The 18,080-nt window shown below is 74.2% G+C and carries 14 protein-coding genes; 8 read left to right on the top strand and 6 right to left on the bottom strand.

Going from position 1 to position 18,080, the window contains the following annotated elements; translation table 11 throughout:
• The first annotated feature begins 48 nt into the window (after positions 1-48).
• Positions 49-1,929: a WD40 repeat domain-containing serine/threonine protein kinase gene (locus tag HNR61_RS49130; RefSeq protein WP_182843276.1), complete on the top strand. Its 1,881-nt coding sequence runs from the start codon at positions 49-51 to the stop codon at positions 1,927-1,929.
• 20 nt (positions 1,930-1,949) lie between these two features.
• On the opposite strand, the gene HNR61_RS12280 is transcribed toward HNR61_RS49130, so the two are convergent.
• On the bottom strand, positions 1,950-2,606 hold the full coding sequence (locus HNR61_RS12280; RefSeq protein WP_220509284.1) for an NADPH-dependent F420 reductase: 657 nt from the start codon (positions 2,604-2,606) through the stop codon (positions 1,950-1,952).
• Positions 2,607-2,682: 76 nt separating this feature from the next.
• On the opposite strand from HNR61_RS12280, the gene HNR61_RS12275 reads away from it, so the two are divergent.
• On the top strand, positions 2,683-3,063 hold the full coding sequence (locus HNR61_RS12275; RefSeq protein WP_312897871.1) for a winged helix-turn-helix transcriptional regulator: 381 nt from the start codon (positions 2,683-2,685) through the stop codon (positions 3,061-3,063).
• 54 nt (positions 3,064-3,117) lie between these two features.
• A complete protein-coding gene (locus tag HNR61_RS49890) occupies positions 3,118-3,912 on the top strand; it encodes an IPT/TIG domain-containing protein (protein WP_182843273.1) in 795 nt (264 codons plus the stop codon).
• A 5-nt stretch (positions 3,913-3,917) separates the two neighbouring features.
• Here HNR61_RS49890 and HNR61_RS12265 read toward each other — a convergent pair whose 3' ends face one another.
• Positions 3,918-5,360: a carbon-nitrogen hydrolase family protein gene (locus HNR61_RS12265; protein ID WP_182843272.1), complete on the bottom strand. Its 1,443-nt coding sequence runs from the start codon at positions 5,358-5,360 to the stop codon at positions 3,918-3,920.
• A 239-nt stretch (positions 5,361-5,599) separates the two neighbouring features.
• Here HNR61_RS12265 and HNR61_RS12260 point away from each other — a divergent pair, with 239 nt between their 5' ends.
• Complete coding sequence (locus HNR61_RS12260; RefSeq protein ID WP_182843271.1) at positions 5,600-6,223, top strand: helix-turn-helix domain-containing protein; 624 nt, start codon at positions 5,600-5,602, stop codon at positions 6,221-6,223.
• Positions 6,224-6,325: 102 nt separating this feature from the next.
• Positions 6,326-8,671, top strand: a complete 2,346-nt coding sequence (locus HNR61_RS12255; protein ID WP_182843270.1) for an ATP-binding cassette domain-containing protein — start codon at positions 6,326-6,328, stop codon at positions 8,669-8,671.
• A gap of 6 nt (positions 8,672-8,677) precedes the next feature.
• Here HNR61_RS12255 and HNR61_RS12250 read toward each other — a convergent pair whose 3' ends face one another.
• On the bottom strand, positions 8,678-9,202 hold the full coding sequence (locus tag HNR61_RS12250; protein ID WP_182843269.1) for a hypothetical protein: 525 nt from the start codon (positions 9,200-9,202) through the stop codon (positions 8,678-8,680).
• Positions 9,203-9,316: 114 nt separating this feature from the next.
• Positions 9,317-10,987: an alpha/beta hydrolase gene (locus tag HNR61_RS12245; protein ID WP_182843268.1), complete on the bottom strand. Its 1,671-nt coding sequence runs from the start codon at positions 10,985-10,987 to the stop codon at positions 9,317-9,319.
• Between the two features lie 218 nt (positions 10,988-11,205).
• On the opposite strand from HNR61_RS12245, the gene dapD reads away from it, so the two are divergent.
• Entirely contained in the window at positions 11,206-12,180 is a 975-nt protein-coding gene (gene dapD, locus HNR61_RS12240; RefSeq protein WP_182843267.1) for a 2,3,4,5-tetrahydropyridine-2,6-dicarboxylate N-succinyltransferase, read from the top strand.
• Between the two features lie 242 nt (positions 12,181-12,422).
• On the top strand, positions 12,423-13,196 hold the full coding sequence (locus tag HNR61_RS12235) for a metallophosphoesterase (RefSeq protein ID WP_182843266.1): 774 nt from the start codon (positions 12,423-12,425) through the stop codon (positions 13,194-13,196).
• 297 nt (positions 13,197-13,493) lie between these two features.
• On the opposite strand, the gene HNR61_RS12230 is transcribed toward HNR61_RS12235, so the two are convergent.
• Positions 13,494-16,940 (bottom strand): indolepyruvate ferredoxin oxidoreductase family protein, encoded by a 3,447-nt coding sequence (locus HNR61_RS12230; RefSeq protein ID WP_182843265.1) that lies wholly within the window; start codon positions 16,938-16,940, stop codon positions 13,494-13,496.
• A gap of 155 nt (positions 16,941-17,095) precedes the next feature.
• On the opposite strand from HNR61_RS12230, the gene HNR61_RS12225 reads away from it, so the two are divergent.
• A complete protein-coding gene (locus HNR61_RS12225; RefSeq protein ID WP_246442634.1) occupies positions 17,096-17,596 on the top strand; it encodes an Lrp/AsnC family transcriptional regulator in 501 nt (166 codons plus the stop codon).
• Between the two features lie 36 nt (positions 17,597-17,632).
• Here HNR61_RS12225 and HNR61_RS12220 read toward each other — a convergent pair whose 3' ends face one another.
• Positions 17,633-18,070 carry a GNAT family N-acetyltransferase gene (locus tag HNR61_RS12220; RefSeq protein WP_182843264.1) on the bottom strand — a complete coding sequence of 146 codons (438 nt, stop codon included), beginning with the start codon at positions 18,068-18,070 and terminating at the stop codon, positions 17,633-17,635.
• Positions 18,071-18,080: the final 10 nt, after the last annotated feature.

Below are 18,080 nucleotides of genomic sequence, written 5' to 3'. Positions count from 1 at the left end.
CCGGGGCCCGGCGTGGATGGGTCCGGCGTGAATGGTTACGTACAGGATGTGACGAGGGACGCGGGAAGGCTGGTCATCGGCCGTTACCGCCTGCTGGAAGTGCTGGGCGAGGGCGGTATGGGCGCGGCCTGGCGCGCGATGGACGAGCGCATCGGGCGCGAGGTCGTCCTGAAGCAGGTCAAGCTCCCGTCCGGGATGGACGACGAGACGCGGGCGGCGATGGTCGCGCGGATGGACCGGGAGGGCCGGGCGGCGGGGATGCTCAAGCATCCGGGCATCATCACCGTCCACGACCAGTTCCACGACCGGGACGGCCTGCCCTGGATCGTGATGGAGCTGGTGCGGGGCCCCTCGCTGGACCGGATCGTCAAGGACGGCGGGCCGCTGCCGGAGGCCGAGGTCGCCCGGATCGGCGCCGGGATCTGCGAGGCGCTGGCCGCCGCGCACGCGGCCGGGATCGTGCACCGCGACATCAAGCCCGCCAACGTGCTGCTGGAGGGCGACCGGGTGGTGGTCACCGACTTCGGGGTCGCGGCGGTGACGGGCGAGGCCACCCTGACCCCGTACGGGGCGCTGCTGGGCACCCCCTCCTACATGGCCCCCGAGCAGATCAACGACCACCAGGCCACCCCGGCGTCCGACCTGTGGTCCCTGGGCGCGACCCTCTACCACGCCGTCGAGGGCCGTCCCGCGTTCACCGGGCACACGACCGCGGCGCTGCTGCTGGCGGTCAGCCGCGGCGCCCCCGCCCCCACGGCCCGCGCCCAGGAGCTCAAACCCGTCCTGCGCGACCTGATGCGCCGCGAACCCGCCCGGCGGCCCACCGCCGTCGCCGCCGCCGTCGCCCTGCGCCGGATCGCCGCGCGGCCCGCCGAGCCGACGAAGGTCCTGCACCGGCCCGCCCGCGCCCCCCGCGCGCCCCGCGGCAGCCGCCTGAAGATCCTCTCGGCCGTCGTCGCGGTCGCGGCGCTCATCGCCGCCGCCGTCTACCTGCTCACCCGTCCGCCCGACCACCCCCGCTGGAACCGCACGCCCGTCGCCGCCGGCCAGTTCCCCACCGGCGACCTCGGCAGCGTCAACGCCCTCGCGTTCAGCCCCGACGGCAGGACCCTGGCCGTCTGCGGCGGGGAGGACAAGGCGGTGCGGCTGTGGGACGTCGCCCGGCGCGCCCCGGCCGGCCGGCCCCTCACCGGCCACACCGACGCCGTCTTCTCGGTGGCGTTCAGTCCCGACGGCAAGGCTCTGGCCAGCGGCGGCGCCGACGGGACGGTGCGGCTGTGGGACGCCGCCCAGCGCACCGCGACCGGTCAGCCCCTCGCCACCGGACGGGTCCGGTCGGTGGCGTTCAGTCCCGACGGCAGGACCCTGGCCACCGGCGGCGAGGACAGGACGGCGCGCCTGTGGGACGCCGCCTCGCACGCCCCGATCGGCCGGCCCCTGGCCGGTCACACCGGCTGGGTCTGGTCGGTGGCGTTCAGCCCCGACGGCGAGACCCTGGCCACCGGCGGGGCCGACGACTCGGCGCGGCTGTGGGACGTCGCCTCGCGCAGCATGATCGGCAAGCCCCTCACCGGGCACACCGACACCGTCCTGTCGGTGGCGTTCAGCCCTGACGGGGAGACCCTGGCCACCGGCGGCGTCGACCGGACGGTGCGGCTGTGGGACGTGGCCTCACGCGCCCCGATCGGCAAGCCCCTCACCGGTCACACCGGCGAGGTCTGGTCGGTGGCGTTCACGCCTGACGGCAGGACGCTGGCCACCGGCGGCGAGGACAGGACGGTGCGCCTGTGGGACGTCGCCTCGCGCGCCCCCGTCGGCCAGCCCCTGACCGGCCACATCGAGCCCGTCCTGTCGGTGGCGTTCAGCCCCGACGGCAGGACCCTGGCCACCGGCGGCGGCGACCGCACCGTCCGCCTGTGGCGCCCCTGACACCACCGGTGCCGGCCGGTTCAGCCGGTCGCGGCCCGAAGGGCGGCCGGGTCCACGTCGGGGACGGCGAACCGCGGGTTGTGACCCGCGGCCACGACCCTCATGACGAACCCCGCCGCCTCCTCCAGTTGCCGCGAGCCGTCGAGCCCCCCGACCACGGCGGCCCGCCCGCCGAGGTCCCGGACCAGCGCCGCGGCGTGATCGAGCGCGCTCGCCTCGTCCCCGCACAGGGCCACGACCGGCGCCGTGTCCCGCGGCCCCTCGTACGGCCACGAGGCGCCCGCGAACAGGTGGAGCGCCTTCACCACGTGCGCCCCCGCGGCCGTGCGGGCCACGAGTTCGGCCGCCGAGCCGGTCGCGGGCTTGAGCGTCCCGGTCCCGTAGTCGACCGGGTTGGTGCAGTCGAGCACGGTCTTGCCGGCCAGCGCCCCCCGGGGGCCGCCGACGAGGGACAGCCCCGTCTCCAGGCCCTCCCAGGGGAGCGCCACCACGACCACGTCGGCCCGAGCCGCGAAGCCGGCGGGGGCCACCGGGGCGGCGGCATGGCCGATCCGGCCGGCGGCCTCGTCGGCGCGCCGCCCGTTCCGCCCCGTCACCGACAGCGGGTGGCCGGCCGCGGCCCAGACCCGGCCCAGCGTCACGGCCAGGTCGCCGGTGCCCAGGATCCCCACGTTCACAGCGATCTCCTTCGTTCGGAAGCGATGCCCTCGGAACGCTACGAACGCGGCTCCTACCAATTGGTAGGAGGCCGGTGTGACACTGGAACCCGTGATCGAGGAGAACTGCCCGGCGTTCGCGTCCGACTGCCATGTGCGCGCGGCGGCCGAACTCATCCACCACACCTGGGATCCCGTCGTGCTCTCCGCCCTGCGCGCGGGGCCGACGCGACGCAACGACCTCCTGCCGCGCATCGCGGGGATCAGTGACAAGGTGCTGACCCAGGCGCTGCGGCGCCTGCGATCGCGCGGGCTCGTCACCAGGGTCCGCGACGCCGAGGGGGCGCCTGCCCGCGGGGCCGCGGTCTACCGGCTCACACCGCTCGGCGAGTCCTTCGCGAACGGGCCCCTGGCCCACCTCGCGCGGTGGGCCGCCGACCACCAGGCCGAACTCGTGGAGCCGCCGACGACGTCATGACCCATAACGGGCGGATGGGCGAAACGGGAGTGCCGGAGGGCGCGATAACCCCGCGTGGGTATTGAGTCTCCGGTGGGGTCGGGGTTCGCGCGGACCCGGGACATCGTGGCGGTGGCGGGGCTGCTGGTCGTCCTGGTGGTGGGGCTGCTCGTCGTGCTGGTGCAGGTGTGGCCGCCGCCGCTGCCCGCGTCGGCCGCCGCCCAGCCCGAACGCGTCCCCGCCGTCCGCGTGGACCTGTTCGGGTGGACGGCGCGGGTCTCGCGGGAGGCCAGCCTGTTCGTCGTCGTGCTCGCCGCCGGGGCGGTCGGCGCGACCGTGCACGCGATGCGGTCGCTGTTCTGGTACGTCGGCAACCGGTCGCTGCGCCGCAGCTGGCTGATGATGTACCTGTTCCTGCCGTTCACCGGCGCGCTGCTGGCACTGGTCGTGTACCTGGTGCTGCGCGGCGGGCTGACCTCCCCGACCGGCGGCTCCACCGACGTCAACCCCTACGGGATGGCCGCGATCGCCGCGCTGGTCGGGCTGTTCTCGCGGGAGACCTCCGAGAAGCTGCGGGCGGTGTTCGCGACGCTGCTGGCCCCCGCGCAGGCCGGACGTGACCAGGCGCTGCCGCCGCAGGTCCACTCGGTCGAGCCCGCCTCCGGCCCGGTCGGGACCGAGGTGCTGGTCCGGGGGAGCGGGCTGCGGTCGGCGACGGCGGTGCGGTTCGGCGGGGCCGACGCCCCGGCCGCCGAGGTCACCGACGACAGCGTGCGGGCGACCGTCCCGGTGGGCGCGACCAGCGGGCGGCCGACCGTGCTGACGCCCGCCGGGTCGGCGACCGGCCCCGCCGACTTCACCGTGGAGTGAGCCGGTCAGGACCAGTGCGGGAACCACGCCTCGTGGGCGGCGCCGGGCAGCACGCGCGGCAGCTCGCCCTCGTCGGTCACCGCGACCTCGTCGGCGGACTTGGCCCGCCCGAACTGGAGGGAGGCGCCGTGGCGGTCGCGGCCCGCGTCCTCGGGGCCGACGACCAGGCAGGTGTAGCGCGGCTCGTCCAGCTCCTCGGCCGGGATCGCGTTGCCGACCGCCAGGCTGTTGGCGACCACCGACCAGCTCCCCAGCACGTTCACCTGGCGTTCGGCGGCCTGCTGCTCCCAGCGGAACCGCAGGATCGGCTTGGAGAAGATCGGAACGAGCAGGTGCGACACCCCGCAGGCCGCGAACTCCGGCTCCCACCCGGTCGACCGGGTCAGGTCCTCGCAGATCAGGACGGCCAGCCGGCCCAGTGAGCAGTCCAGCAGCCCGATCCGGTCGCCGTGCGCGACGTACTCGTCGACCGCGCCCGCGACCGGCCGGTCCGACAGCCGCCACATCCGGAGCTGCCGGGCGTCCAGCGTGAACCCCGACAGCTTGTCCTGCGTCAGCAGCTCCTCGCCGGTCCAGCGGTCGATCAGCACGGCGCGGTTGGCGGGCGGGTCGCCGCCGCCGACCGGGCCGCTGCCCAGCAGGATCAGCCGCAGCGGGTGGCGGCTCCGGTCCCGTCCGGCGGTGCGGAACGCCGCCTCCTTCCACCGCTCCACGATCCCGTCGGTCAGCGTGGCCTCGGGCATCACCGCGATCTGCGCGCCCGCCTCGTCCAGCCGCCGCAGCACCGTCTCGATCCGGCCGCCGGAGACCGCGTGCTCGACCGGGCCCAGCCGGTAGACGTCGAGGCGGTGGTGGCGCTCGATGCGGAAGTCCACCTCGTCGCGGGTCTCCAGCATCGGGGCGCAGCCGACGGCGACGGGCTCCTCCCGGGGGAAGTGCGGGTCGTTCACCGCCGGGAGGACGCGGTGGTCGAGCGCGTCCCAGCGTCCGGCGGGCACCCGCTGGACGCCGAAGAAGTCGGCCTTGGAGCGCCGCCCCAGCGGACGCCCCGGAAACGCGCACCGGGGCAGCAGCGCCCCGGGGACCCCGTCGGTGTTGAACCGCCCCTCGGTCAGGTAGCGGGTGAGCGTGCCGACCAGGGCGGGCGCGTTGTGGTAGGGGCCGAACGGGTTCACATGCGCGAGCGCCTGGTCCAGCGCGAGCAGGACGGTGAACTGCCCGCGGTACCCGTCCTCCGCGATGAGCGCGCGGACGGTCCCGGTGTCGGGCTCGCCGTCCTCCAGCACCTGTTCCGACAGTTCGAGCGCGCGTCGCCGTACCTCGTCGTCGGCGTACCACTCGGTGGCCGTCCACTGCCGGAAGAGCTCGTCGGGGAGGTCGTCGTACAGCAGCACGAACAGGTCGGCGGGTTCGGCCGGGTAGACAGCCGAAGCCGTCCGGTCCGTCATGGGCGCCCTCCGGGGGGAGCGGGGCGGTCAGGGGCGGGTCGCCCGATGCTAACCGCCGGGCGTCAGGGTCATCAGTGACATGCGATACACATCGTACGAAGAAAGTTTGCGAGTGTGACCAAAGCGTTGCCGACCTGGGTTTTCGTGGCCCGGAAAAGCGCCCGGCCCATCACTTGACATTCACTTGGCATCGGCGCATGCTGGAGGGGTCCGCGCACTCGACGACCGTGAGGTGACCCGTGACCGGACGCACAGAGACGCCGCCCGCCGGACCTGACCGCGCGAGCGAGGCGCGCCGTCTGATCGACTCCATGGAGCACGCCAAGAGCATCGGCGAGGGCCACTTCAGCGCCCTCGGCATGCTCATCAACGACGCGTCGCTGTGCGCGGACGAGGCCGCGCTGGTGGCGGTGCAGGACGGACTCCAGTGGCTGCACCGCGCCCACTACCTGGACAAGGCCAACCTGGACCCCGACCAGCGCGAGGAACGCGGCCGCATCCTCGGCCTCATCGACGTCGCGCACTGGGCGCTGCGCCGCCTGCCCTCGGGCCTCCAGCTCGGCCTGCAGCCCGGCGGCCACGCCGCGCGCTTCCTGCAGAGCGTGGCGAGCCACCCCGGCATGAACAACCAGCAGCTCGCCGATGCCCTCGGCACCGACGCCACCGAGGTCAGCCGCGTCGGCCGCAAGCTGCTGTCGGCGGGCGTGGTCTGGCGGCGCAAGGAGTGGCGGCACAACGCCTGGGACATCACCCCGCGCGGCCGCGAGTACCTGGAACGCGCGGGCCTGCTCACCGAGGCCCCGCACCACGAGGGCTCTCCGGACACCCTGCCGCCCCCGACCCGTCGCCCCGACCTCGCCTGACCGGCCGCGCCTGACCGGCCGCGCCCGCCGGGCGCGGCCCGGCTGCCGACGGAGGCGGCGACCCCGGCCTGAGCTGCGGGGACGGGTGGGTAGTTTGGGATCATGGAGTCCGGGAGCGATGATCCGTTCGTGCGGGTGCGGGGCGCCCGCGAGCACAACCTGCGGAACGTGGACGTCGCCGTGCCGCGCGACGCGCTGGTGGCGTTCACCGGGGTGTCGGGGTCGGGCAAGTCGTCGCTGGCGTTCGGGACGATCTACGCCGAGGCGCAGCGCCGCTACCTGGAGTCGGTCGCCCCGTACGCGCGGCGGCTGCTGAACCAGGCCGGGACGCCCGCCGTCGACGACATCACCGGCCTGCCCCCGGCGGTGGCGCTGGAGCAGCGCCGGTCGGTGCCGTCGTCGCGGTCCTCGGTCGGCACGGTCACGACCCTGTCCAACTCGCTGCGCATGCTGATGTCGCGGGCCGGGGAGCACCCGCCCGGCGCGGAGCGCCTGGACTCCGACGCGTTCTCGCCCAACACCCCCGCCGGGGCCTGCCCCACCTGCCACGGGATGGGGGAGGTCCACGACGTCACCGAGGAGTCCCTGGTCCCGGACCCGTCGCTGAGCATCCGCGAGGGCGCGATCGCGTCCTGGCCGGGCGCGTGGATGGGCAAGAACCTGCGCGACATCCTCGCGACGCTCGGCCACGACATCGACCGGCCGTGGCGGGACCTGCCGCGGGAGGACCGCGACTGGATCCTGTTCACCGACGAGCAGCCGGTGGTGACCGTGCACCCGGTCCGCGAGGCGCACCGCACGCACCGGACCTACCAGGGCACCTACTCCAGCGCCAAACGCCTGGTCATGCACACGTTCGCCGACTCCAGGAGCGAGGCGCAGCGCAACCGCGCCGCGCGGTTCCTGGTCAGCGCGGTGTGCCCGGCGTGCGGGGGACTGCGCCTGCGGCGGGAGGCGCTGGCCGTCACGTTCGCGGGGCGCGACGTCGCGGAGCTGGCGTCGCTGCCGCTGTCGGCGCTGGCCGAGATCCTGCGTCCCCACACGGACGGCGACGGCCCGGCGGCGGTCCTGTGCCGGGACCTGTGCGCCCGCATCGAGGTGCTGGTGGAGCTGGGCCTTGGCTACCTGTCCATGGCCCGGTCCAGCCCGACGCTCTCCTCCGGCGAGCTGCAGCGCCTCCGCCTGGCGACGCAGCTTCGCTCGGGACTGTTCGGCGTGGTCTACGTCCTGGACGAGCCGTCGGCGGGCCTGCACCCGGCCGACACGGTCGCGCTGCTGTCGGTCCTGCGGCGCCTGCGGGCGTCGGGCAACAGCGTGTTCTTCGTCGAGCACCACATGGACGTGGTCCGCCACGCCGACTGGATCGTGGACGTGGGCCCGGCGGCGGGCGCGCACGGCGGGCGGATCCTGCACAGCGGACCGGTGGAGGAGCTGCGGAACGTCCCCGGGTCGGTGACCCGCCGCCACCTGTTCGGCGAGGCCGCCCGCGCGCCCCGGGAGCCGCGCGTCCCGTCCGGCCGGCTGAAGCTGCGGAACGTCACCCGCCACAACCTGCGGGGCCTGGACGCCGACGTCCCGCTGGGCGTCCTCACCGCCGTCACCGGCGTCTCGGGCTCGGGAAAGACGACCCTGGTGAACGTCGTGGGGGAGACGGCCGAGGAGAACGGCGACCGCGTCGTCCGCGTGGACCAGAAGCCGATCGGCCGGACGCCGCGTTCCAACCTGGCGACCTACACGGGCCTGTTCGACGCGGTCCGCAAGCTGTTCGCCGACACCGGCGAGGCGAGGCGGCGCGGCTACGACGCGGGCCGGTTCTCGTTCAACGTGCCGGGAGGCCGCTGCGAGAACTGCCAGGGCGACGGCCACGTCACCGTGGAGCTGCTCTTCCTGCCCTCCACCTACTCGCCCTGCCCGGTCTGCCACGGCGCGCGCTACAACCCCGAGACCCTGGAGATCCGCTACCGCGACGCCACGATCGCGCAGGTGCTGGGGATGACGGTGGACGAGGCGGCCGGGTTCCTCGCCGACGTCCGCCCCGCCGCCCGCTCCCTGCGCACCCTGCGCGACGTCGGCCTCGGCTACCTGCGCCTGGGCCAGCCGGCCACCGAGCTGTCGGGCGGCGAGGCCCAGCGCATCAAGCTCGCCGCCGAACTCCAGCGCGCGGGCCGGGGCCGCACCCTCTACCTGCTGGACGAGCCGACCGCGGGCCTGCACCCGGCCGACACCGACCTGCTGATGCGCCACCTGCGCGCGCTGGTGGACAGCGGCAACACGGTCGTCGTGGTGGAGCACGACATGACGGTGGTGGCGGGCGCCGACCATGTCATCGACATGGGTCCCGAGGGCGGCGACCGGGGCGGCCGGATCGTCGCGCGGGGCACCCCGGCGCGGGTGGCGGCCGACCCGGACAGCCGGACCGCCCCCTACCTCGCGCCGGTGCTCGGCTGACGGCGGTCAGTTGACGCAGTCCTGCCGCTTGAGGGCCAGCGCCATCTCCTGGACCCGGCCCCTGTCCAGCATGAAGTAGTAGTGGGCCCTCCTGTTGCCCGGGACCGTCACGTAGTGGAAGGTGTCGTGCCTGACCCTCGGGTAGGCGCGCTTCACCTGGCGCAACGTGGAGCCGACGCCGATGCCGCGCGGGGTGCGCGCGCCCCTCGGGGCGAAGATCAGGGCGACGCCGTGCCGCCTGGAGACGTACAGCCCGACCCGGTCGCGGCCCGTCGGGTACGCCTTCAGGTCCCAGCCCGAGCAGGCGCCGCCCGTCGGCTTCGGCTTGATCCGGCCGGTGGCCCTGGCGCGTGCGGCGGACATCCCGAGCCGCACCCCGCCGAAGCCGCGCGGCCCGAACCGCTCCTTGCCCGCCCTCTGGCCCGCCTCCCGGCCCGCCCCCTCGGCCGCCGTGGCGGCGGGCGTGACCGTTCCGGACGTTCCGAGCGTCAGGGCGGTTCCGGTGAGCACCGCGCACAGCCCGAGTCGCATGCAGATCCCCCGATCCTGGTGGTCGACGCAGGGCCCCATACCCGGCCGTGACGGGAACGAAGCGGCCCCCGCCCGGAGGGGACGGGGGCCGCGTCATGCGAGTGAACGCGCGGGTCAGACCTTCAGCCGGTAACGGTCGGCCAGCTCGTCGGCGCGCAGCAGCGGGTGCTGCGGCGCGGTGGCGGCCGACTGGCTCTGGACGTCCTTGGGCGGCACCGGCAGCGGCATGCCCTTGCAGGACAGGTCCTTCCTGGGCAGCACGCCGTCGATGACGAACGCGTCGACGACCTTGTCCACGCAGGCGTTGCCGCCCGCGTAGATGGCGTGGTCACCCTCCCTGGTCACCGACAGCAGCCGGGAGCCGGCGAACTTGCGGTGCGCCGTGACCGCGCCCTCGTACGGGGTGGCCGGGTCGTGCGCGGACTGCACCATCAGCGTCGGCGGGACGCCCTTGCCGGTCGGGACCGGCAGCTTCACGTTCGGGCGCTTCCAGTACTGGCACGGGTCGATGATCCGCGCGTAGCCGACTAGCGGGTACTTGCGGCCCGAGGCCGCGGTGCGCTTGGCCAGGTCGGCGGGGGTGCCCGTGCGCGGGGTGTCGTTGCAGGTGATGCCGTAGAACGTGGCGATGTCGGCGTCCGGGGCGTCGCCCTCGCCGGCGGGGCGCAGCGGCGTCCACCGGTCGCGCAGCGCGCGGATCGACTGCGACAGGTCCCGCGTCCCGGCGGCCGAACGCGCCTTCACGCCGGTGTAGCGGCGCAGCACGCTCATGATCCGGGCCAGCTCGGGGAAGTTGGCCTTGGCGTACAGGGCCCCGGCGATCAGGTTGTCGAGGTCGCCGGCGTAGAAGTAGCCGCCCTCCAGCAGCGGGAGCGGCTCCCTGGCCAGGTCGGCGCGCATCGCCTCGTAGGTGCGCCGCACCTGCTCACCGGTCTTGCCGAGCTTGTAGCGGCTGCCGTACTTGGCCGCCCACGGGGTGAAGTCCTTGCGGAAGCGGCGCTCGAAGGCCATCGGCTGGTTGGCGAACACCTTCTGCCAGGGGGCGGTGAACTCGGTGTTGGAGTCCAGCACGAACCGGCCGGTGTTCTTGGGGAACGCGGTCGCGTAGTGCGCGCCGAGCCAGGAGCCGCCCGAGTACCCGATCCAGTGGACCTTCTTCTGGCCCAGCAGCGTGCGCAGCAGGTCCAGGTCGCGGACGGTCTGCCAGGTGGTGATGTGCCGGCCGAGCGTGCCGGAGTTCTTCTGGCAGGCCTGCGCGATCGTGCGGGCCTGCCCCAGCAGCTTGGCGGTGTTGCGCTTGCCGCGGTCGCGCACGTTCAGCGGTTCGAGGGGATCGGTGAGGGCGCAGGTGACGTTGGTGCTCTGGCCGGTGCCGCGCACGTCGATCCCGATGATGTCCATCGCCTGGGACAGACGCGCGTTCCCGTCGGGGCCCGCCAGCGCCAGCGGCAGCGTCAGGCCGGGGCCGCCCGGCCCGCCGGGGTTGGTGAACACCGCGCCCCGGGCCTTGCCGCCGCCGGCGCGCAGCCGGGACACCGCGATCTTGAGCTGGGTCGCGCCGTCCGGCGCGTTCCAGTCCAGCGGCACGGTCATCGTGCCGCAGTCGAGCCGTTTGATGACCGGGGGCGCGCCCGGGTCCTCGATACAGGGCTTCCAGTCGATCCGCTGGGCCGCGAACCGGGCCTGGGGAGTCTGGGGGGACGGGGCGGCCAGCACGGGCGACGCGGTGGTCGTCAGCGCGAGGGCCCCGGCCGCCGAGCCCACCGCGAGGGTGAGACGGCGCATTCGGCCTCCTCGATCGGGGTGCGCGCGGCCCCCGGGGGTCCGCCGGAGGCCGCGTACGGGATTGGTCCGCGCTGATCATATGGGGGCAAGTGTGACCAAAGGTCCATCTGGTGAGCGTGTCGCCAAAAGTGGACTTTCCGCAGTTTCCAGGAGGTGTCGCGGGGCGGGACGCCCCACCGGTTTCGGCGTGCGGGGCGCGTCCCGGATACCGTTGCGACGTGACTGAAGTGAAGCTCAACGACTCCGGTGCGTTCGGCGACGGCATCGCCACGATCACCGAGGACGGCACGATCCTCGACACCTGGTTCCCGACCCCGGCCCTGGGCGCCCCGCCCGAGTCCAAGACCCGGCGGCTGACCGCCGAGGAGGCGGCGCGGGCGTTCGGCGCCGACATGGCGCTGGGCCGCGACGAGGCCCGCCGCGTGGAGGTCGTCGCGGTGCGCGTCGGCATCGAGGACCTCAGCAGGCCGCCGGCGGACGCCCACGACGTCTACCTGCGCCTGCACCTGCTGTCGTCCCGGCAGGTGAAGCCGCACGAGATCAACCTGGACGGCGTGTTCGGCCTGCTCGCCAACGTCGTGTGGACCAACTTCGGCCCCTGCGCGGTCGAGGGCTTCGAGCAGGTCCGGCTGCGGCTGCGCGCCCGCGGCCAGGTCGTCGTCAACGGCGTGGACAAGTTCCCCCGCATGACCGACTACGTGATGCCGTCCGGCGTGCGCATCGCCGACGCCTCCCGCGTCCGCCTGGGCGCGCACCTGGCCTCCGGCACCACCGTCATGCACGAGGGCTTCGTCAACTTCAACGCCGGGACCCTCGGCTCCTCGATGGTCGAGGGCCGCATCTCCGCGGGCGTGCTGGTCGGCGCCGACTCCGACATCGGCGGCGGCGCGTCGATCATGGGCACGCTGTCGGGCGGCGGGAAGGAGATCATCTCGGTCGGCGAGCGCTGCCTGCTCGGCGCGAACGCCGGCATCGGCATCTCCCTCGGCGACGACTGCGTGGTGGAGGCCGGGCTGTACGTCACCGCGGGCACCAAGGTCGTGCTGCCGGGCGGCGAGGCCGTCAAGGCGCGCGAGCTGTCCAAGAGGTCCGGCCTGCTGTTCCGCCGCAACTCGGTGACCGGCGCGGTCGAGGCCGTCCCGCGCGAGGGCAGGGGCATCGAGCTGAACGCCGCCCTGCACGCCAACGACTGAGCGCCCGCGCCCCCCGGAAGTGGATCCCCGCTTCCGGGGGGAAGTGGCCCTGCCCCGGCGGTCCGCCCGGCGCCTACCGTCACCGCAGACCCCGGAACCGAAGGACCACCCGTGACCGTGCTCATCACCGCGCCCCCGCGCGGCGGGTCCTGGCGCCTGGCCGCCAGGTCCCCCCTCGTCGCTTCCACGATCGCCCGCAGGCCCCCGGTCGTGACATTCCCCAGACCGGGCCAGGGGGCGCCATGACCCTGATCGCCCATCTCAGCGACGTCCACATCGGTGACGACGCGCGTGGCGTCGACCGCCTCCGGGCGGTGATGGCGCACCTGGACGCGCTGGCGGTCGATCTCGACGCCGTCGTCGTGACCGGGGACGTCGCCGACCACGGCCGCGCCGAGGAGTACGAGCGCGCCGCGGCGGCGCTCGCCTCCCGGCACCCGGTGCTGGCGTGCCCGGGCAACCACGACGACCGCGCGGCGTTCCGCTCGGTCCTGCTGGGCGAGCCCGCCCCGCCCGCCCCGCCCGCCCCGTCCGCCCCGGTCAACCGGGTGCACCGCGCCGAACGCTTCACCCTCGCGCTGTGCGACTCGACGATCCCCGGCCGCGACGAGGGGACGCTGGCGGACGAGACGCTGGACTGGCTGGAGAGGGTCCTGGCCGGCAACCCGCCGGGCGTCCCCGTCCTGATCGGCTTCCACCACCCGCCGGTGCCGATCCACGTCCCCTACCTGGACGGCATGCGGCAGTTCGGGACCGAACGCCTGGCGACGCTGGTGGAGCGCCACCCCGACGTCGCGGGCCTGCTGTGCGGGCACGCCCACACCCCGGCGGCCACGACGTTCGCCGGGCGGCCCCTGCGGATCGCGCCGGGCGTCGCCTCCGCCCTCAGGTACCCCTGGGAACGCCAGGACGGCCCGCGCGACGTGCTGCGCCTCGACCAGCCGCCGATGGTGGCGTTCCACGCGCTGGACGCGACCGGCCGCCTGACCACCCACTACCAGGTGGTCCCGGGCTAGGCCGTGTTTCAAAGCCCTGGCCTACGGCGCTCGCCTGGGGGCTCGCGCCTCACCAGGGCTTGGCGAGCGCGGCATCGCTTCGCGATCTGACCTGCGGGCCCTCGCCTTCGGCTGCGGGCCCGCAGGTCAGGTAACGCGCTCGCGTGCGTGGCTGAGGCCCACTGTGAAACAGGCCCTAGCCGCACGAACGAGCGCCGCCCCGGCCCGTGGACGGGCCGGGGCGGCGTAGCGCGCGGGGACGGAGCCCGGTCGCCGCGTCGCCGTTGAATCGGCGACCGGGCGTCCGTTCCGCGCGGGTCAGGCCGGAGCGGGGTCTCCGGTGCGGGCGGCGGACCACCGCGCGAGCAGGTCGCGCATCCGCTCGTGGTAGCGGACCACGTTGGCCTCCTTGATCTGCTCGTAGCCGCGGACCAGGTCCGGCAGCTCGGCGATCTCGACGGCCAGGTCGTGCCGGCCGGCGGTCAGCTCGGCGGCGAGCCGGTCCACGACGGTCAGGTACTCGGCGACCAGGCGGCGTTCCATCCGGCGGTGCCCGGTCTGCCCGAACACGTCCAGCGGCGTGCCGCGCAGCCTCCGCATCGCCCGCAGCGCGTGGAAGGCGGGCTTGGCGGACCGGCCGAGCGCGATCTTCTTGTCCATGCCGAGGGCCCGCAGGATCGGCGGGTGCAGCATGTAGCGGATCTCCGCACCCTCGCCGAACTGCTCCTCGACCCGCCGCCGCAGCTCGGGGTCCAGGTGCAGGCGCGCGACCTCGTACTCGTCCTTGTAGGCCATGAGCTTGAAGAGGTTGCGCGCGACGGCGGCGGCCAGCCGCCCGCCCTCGACCCCGGCGGCCCGCTCGGCGCGCTCGACGCGCCGCACGGTGTCCAGGTACTGCCGGGCGAGCCGGGCGTCCTGGTACTTCACCAGCTCCGGAACGCGGATCGACAGCACCCGCGCCAGGTCGTCCCCGGCCTCCTCGGCCTCGTCGGCCCGCGCGGCCGTGACGGTCTCCTCGACCTGCGCGAACCCGGGGTCGAGCACCAGGTGCCGTCCGGCGCGGAACGCCTTCACGTTCGCGTCGACCGCGACGCCGTTGACCGTGATGGCCTCCTCGATCGCCTTGGCCGACAGCGGCAGCAGGCCGGCCTGGTAGGCGGCGCCGACGATGACGAAGTTGGCCGGGGTGCCGCTGCCGAACCACCGCTCCGACAGGGCCAGAGCGTCGAACGCGACCAGCCGCTCCCCGCGGGTGCGGCCCGCGATCTGCCGGATCAGCGCGGCGCTCGGCGGCAGCTTCTCGGTCACGTCGACGACCATCTTGCCGGTGGGGACCTCGCTGGTGGACACCACGGCGGCGGTCCGCTCGGCCGAGCAGCGCCGCAGGTTCACCTCCGAGGTCGCGGCGAGGGCGTCGAAGACCAGGTAGGCGTCGGCCTCGCCGGCGCCGATCAGGCCGGGGCGGTCGCGGTCGTCCGGGCCGACCCGCAGGTGCGACACCACCGCGCCCGCCTTCTGGCTGAGGCCGGTCTGGTCGAGGGAGCGGGCGTAGCGGCCGTCCAGCAGCGCCGCGGTCGCGAGCACCTGGTTGACGGTGACGACGCCGGTGCCGCCGATGCCGACCAGCAGCACGTTCCCGGACGCGGGCACCGCGTCGATCTCGCCCAGCTCGGTCATCGCCGGGAGCCCGGCGGCCCTGGCCTTCTTCTTCTCCCCGGGGATCACGGTGAGGAAGGACGGGCAGTCGCCGTCCACGCAGGAGTAGTCCTTGTTGCAGGACGTCTGGTTGATCTGCGTCTTGCGGCCGAACTCGGTCTCGACCGGCTCCACGCTCAGGCAGTTGGACTTGACGCCGCAGTCGCCGCAGCCCTCGCACACCGCCTCGTTGATCACCACGCGGGTGGCCGGGTCGGGGGCCTGGCCGCGCTTGCGCTTGCGGCGGGTCTCGGCCGCGCACGCCTGGTCGTACAGGATCACCGTGACGCCGGGGATCTCCCGCAGCTCGCGCTGGACGGCGTCCATCTCGTCGCGGTGCCGCACGGTCACGCCCGGGGCCCAGGCGGTGCCGCGCGGGTACTTGGCCGGGTCGTCGGCCACCACGACGATCTTCGCGACGCCCTCGGCGTGCAGCATCCGGGTCACGGTGACCGGGTCGGCCCCGCCGTCGGCGTCCTGCCCGCCGGTCATGGCGACCGCGTTGTTGTAGAGCAGCTTGTAGGTGATGTTGGTCCCGGCGGCGACGGCCTGGCGGACCGCGAGCGTCCCGGAGTGGAAGAACGTGCCGTCGCCGATGTTCTGGAACATGTGCGTGGTGCCGCTGAACGGCTCGGCGCCCACCCACATGACGCCCTCGCCGCCCATCTGGGTGGTGCCGAGGCTGCGGTCCATGAACACGCTCATGATGTGGCAGCCGATGCCGCCCGCCGCCAGCGAGTCCTCGGGGACGTTGGTGGAGCGGTTGTGCGGGCAGCCGGAGCAGAAGTAGGGGGTGCGGGCCGGGGCCAGCAGGTTGATCTGCGGCTTGCGCCTGGCCAGCGCCGGGTGGCCGAGGTCGATGTGCTCCTCGCCGATCCGGTCGGCCAGCAGCCGCGCCAGGGCCTTGGTGATCCGGTCGGCGTCCAGGCCGCCGTCGGCGGGGACCAGCGGAGCGCCGTCGGGGCCGCGCTTGCCCAGCACGGCCGGGCGCTCGGGCAGGTCGTAGAGGAGATCGCGGATCTGGGTCTCCACGAACGCGCGCTTCTCCTCGACCACGACGATCTCGCGCAGCCCGGCGGCGAACCCGCGGATCTCGTCCCGGTCCAGCGGGTGGATCATCGCCAGGCGCAGCAGGCGGACGCCGCGCCGCTCCAGGGCCGCGTCGTCGAGCCCGAGCCGGTCCAGGGCCTCGCGCAGCTCCAGGTAGGTGCGGCCGGCGGCGACCAGCCCGATCCGGGCCTCGCCCCGCGCGCCCTCGACGACGTTGAGGCCGTTGGCGCGGGCGAACGCGGCGGCGGCGGCGAGCCGCCCCTCCAGCACCTCCGGCTCCATCGCGACGGTGGTCTTGATGTCGATGCCGGGCTTGCGGGTGGGCTTCCAGGGCCGGTTCCGCCAGGTGAACTCGGGGATCACCGGGACGGGCACCGGCGTGACGTCCACGACCTCGTGCGCGTCGCACACGTCCGTCACGGCCTTGAACCCGACCCACGCGCCGGAGAAGCGCGACATCTCGAAGCCGTAGCGCCCCAGTCGCAGCACGTCCGCGACCGACGCGGGCACCAGCACCGGCATGAACGAGTCGGCCAGCGCCCCCTCGGTCGCCGACGGCAGCGTGGAGGACTTGCAGGAGGGGTCGTCGCCCGCCACGACCAGCACACCGCCGCGCTCGGCGGTGCCCAGCCAGTTGGCGTGCTTGAACGCGTCCAGCGACCGGTCCACGCCCGGGGCCTTGCCGTACCAGAGCCCGAACACGCCCTCGAACCTGGGGTCGGGGAGCTGCTGGGCGAGCTGCGAGCCGTAGACGGCGGTCGCCGCGAGCTCCTCGTTCACCCCGGGGATGAACTTGATGTCGTGCGCCCCGAGCAGCTTCTCGTTGCGGAAGAGCTGCTGGTCCAGCCCGCCGAGCGGCGACCCCCGGTAGCCCGACACGAACCCGGCGGTGGTCCAGCCGCGCGCGGCGTCGGCCCGCTTCTGGTCGAGCAGCAACCGGACGAGGGCCTGGACGCCGCCCAGCGCGATCCGGCCGTTCTCCAGCTCCAGCCGGTCCCGGAGCGGGGAGGCAACGCTCATGTGACACCTTCCGGCATCGATCCGGCCCGAACGAGTGATCGGGCGCACAAACAGGTGTGATCCGGATCATTCACTCTCTACACTGAGCGGTCTGCAAGATGTCACTTACGATTTTGAGCGGATTGCTCAGATCCACTTGATCATGGTTACGAGAAATGAGCGTTGTGATGAACGTCAACCTGCTCGACATCAGGATCCTGCGCCGGCTGGTCGAGCAGCCCCGGATCGGCGTCACCGAGCTGGCCGCCAAGCTGGGCATCGCCCGCAACACCGCGCACGCCCGCGTCGAGCGGCTGGAACGCGACGGCGTGATCGGCCACCGGGGCCGCGAGGTGGACCTCGGGGCCCTGGGGTTCGAGCTGACGGCGTTCGTCACCCTCGAAGTGGCCCAGGGCCGCCTGCACGAGGCGTCCGCCGCCCTGGCGACGATCCCGCGCGTCCTGGAGGTCTTCGGCATCACCGGGCAGGGCGACCTGCTGGTCCGCGCCGCCGCCCCCAACGGCAAGCAGCTCCACGAGGTGATCGACGCGATCCTGGCCTGCCCCGGCGTCCGGCGCAGCACCACCTCGATCGCGCTGACGACCCCGGTGCCGTTCCGTGTGGGCCCCCTGCTGGAGGACGAGGAGAAGCGCCGCACCCGCCAGGGCGCGAAGTGACCCGCGCCCCGCGGCCGCCGGTCCGGCGCGGGCGGGTCACAGGGGTTTGAGCAGGTGGGACGCCCGGTCGCACTGCTCCTCGAAGCCCAGGCCCGCGTAGAAGCGCCGGGCCTCGGCCCGGGTGCGGGCGCCGGCCGCCTCCAGGTCGTGGCAGTCCAGCCGGCGGGCGGCGGTCTCGACGGCCTCCACCAGCGCGCGTCCGACGCCCCGGCCGCGGGCGGCGGCGTCCACCGCGATCGCGACCAGGTGGCCCCGGCGCGCCGTGCGCTCGATCAGGGGCGAGGCGTGCAGCGCCGCGAAGCCCGCGACCCCGCCGTCCACCTCGGCCACCAGCAGCGCGCTGTGCGGGTCGCCCAGCCAGTAGGTCAGCCGTGCCCGCACCTCCCCGGCGGTCGCCGGGTGCCCGAGCTGGTCCAGCAGTTCGGCGATGCGGGCGGCGTCATGGTGGGCGGCCGGTCTGACGAGGACTGCCATGAGGCCAGTC

Origin of the sequence: Actinomadura kijaniata (assembly GCF_014138665.1) — a bacterium.
Classification (GTDB): Bacteria; Actinomycetota; Actinomycetes; order Streptosporangiales; family Streptosporangiaceae; genus Spirillospora; species Spirillospora kijaniata.
This window is presented reverse-complemented; position numbering and strand designations above follow the sequence as displayed.

What these genes read in the sequence shown, in the direction of transcription:
- HNR61_RS12255 (WP_182843270.1), top strand. Translation starts at nt 6,326, where the DNA reads ATGGAGTCCGGGAGCGATGATCCGTTCGTGCGGGTGCGGGGCGCCCGC.
- HNR61_RS12230 (WP_182843265.1), bottom strand. Translation starts at nt 16,940, where the DNA reads ATGAGCGTTGCCTCCCCGCTCCGGGACCGGCTGGAGCTGGAGAACGGC.
- HNR61_RS12245 (WP_182843268.1), bottom strand. Translation starts at nt 10,987, where the DNA reads ATGCGCCGTCTCACCCTCGCGGTGGGCTCGGCGGCCGGGGCCCTCGCG.
- HNR61_RS12265 (WP_182843272.1), bottom strand. Translation starts at nt 5,360, where the DNA reads ATGACGGACCGGACGGCTTCGGCTGTCTACCCGGCCGAACCCGCCGAC.
- HNR61_RS12220 (WP_182843264.1), bottom strand. Translation starts at nt 18,070, where the DNA reads ATGGCAGTCCTCGTCAGACCGGCCGCCCACCATGACGCCGCCCGCATC.
- HNR61_RS12225 (WP_246442634.1), top strand. Translation starts at nt 17,096, where the DNA reads ATGAGCGTTGTGATGAACGTCAACCTGCTCGACATCAGGATCCTGCGC.
- HNR61_RS12250 (WP_182843269.1), bottom strand. Translation starts at nt 9,202, where the DNA reads ATGCGACTCGGGCTGTGCGCGGTGCTCACCGGAACCGCCCTGACGCTC.
- HNR61_RS12235 (WP_182843266.1), top strand. Translation starts at nt 12,423, where the DNA reads ATGACCCTGATCGCCCATCTCAGCGACGTCCACATCGGTGACGACGCG.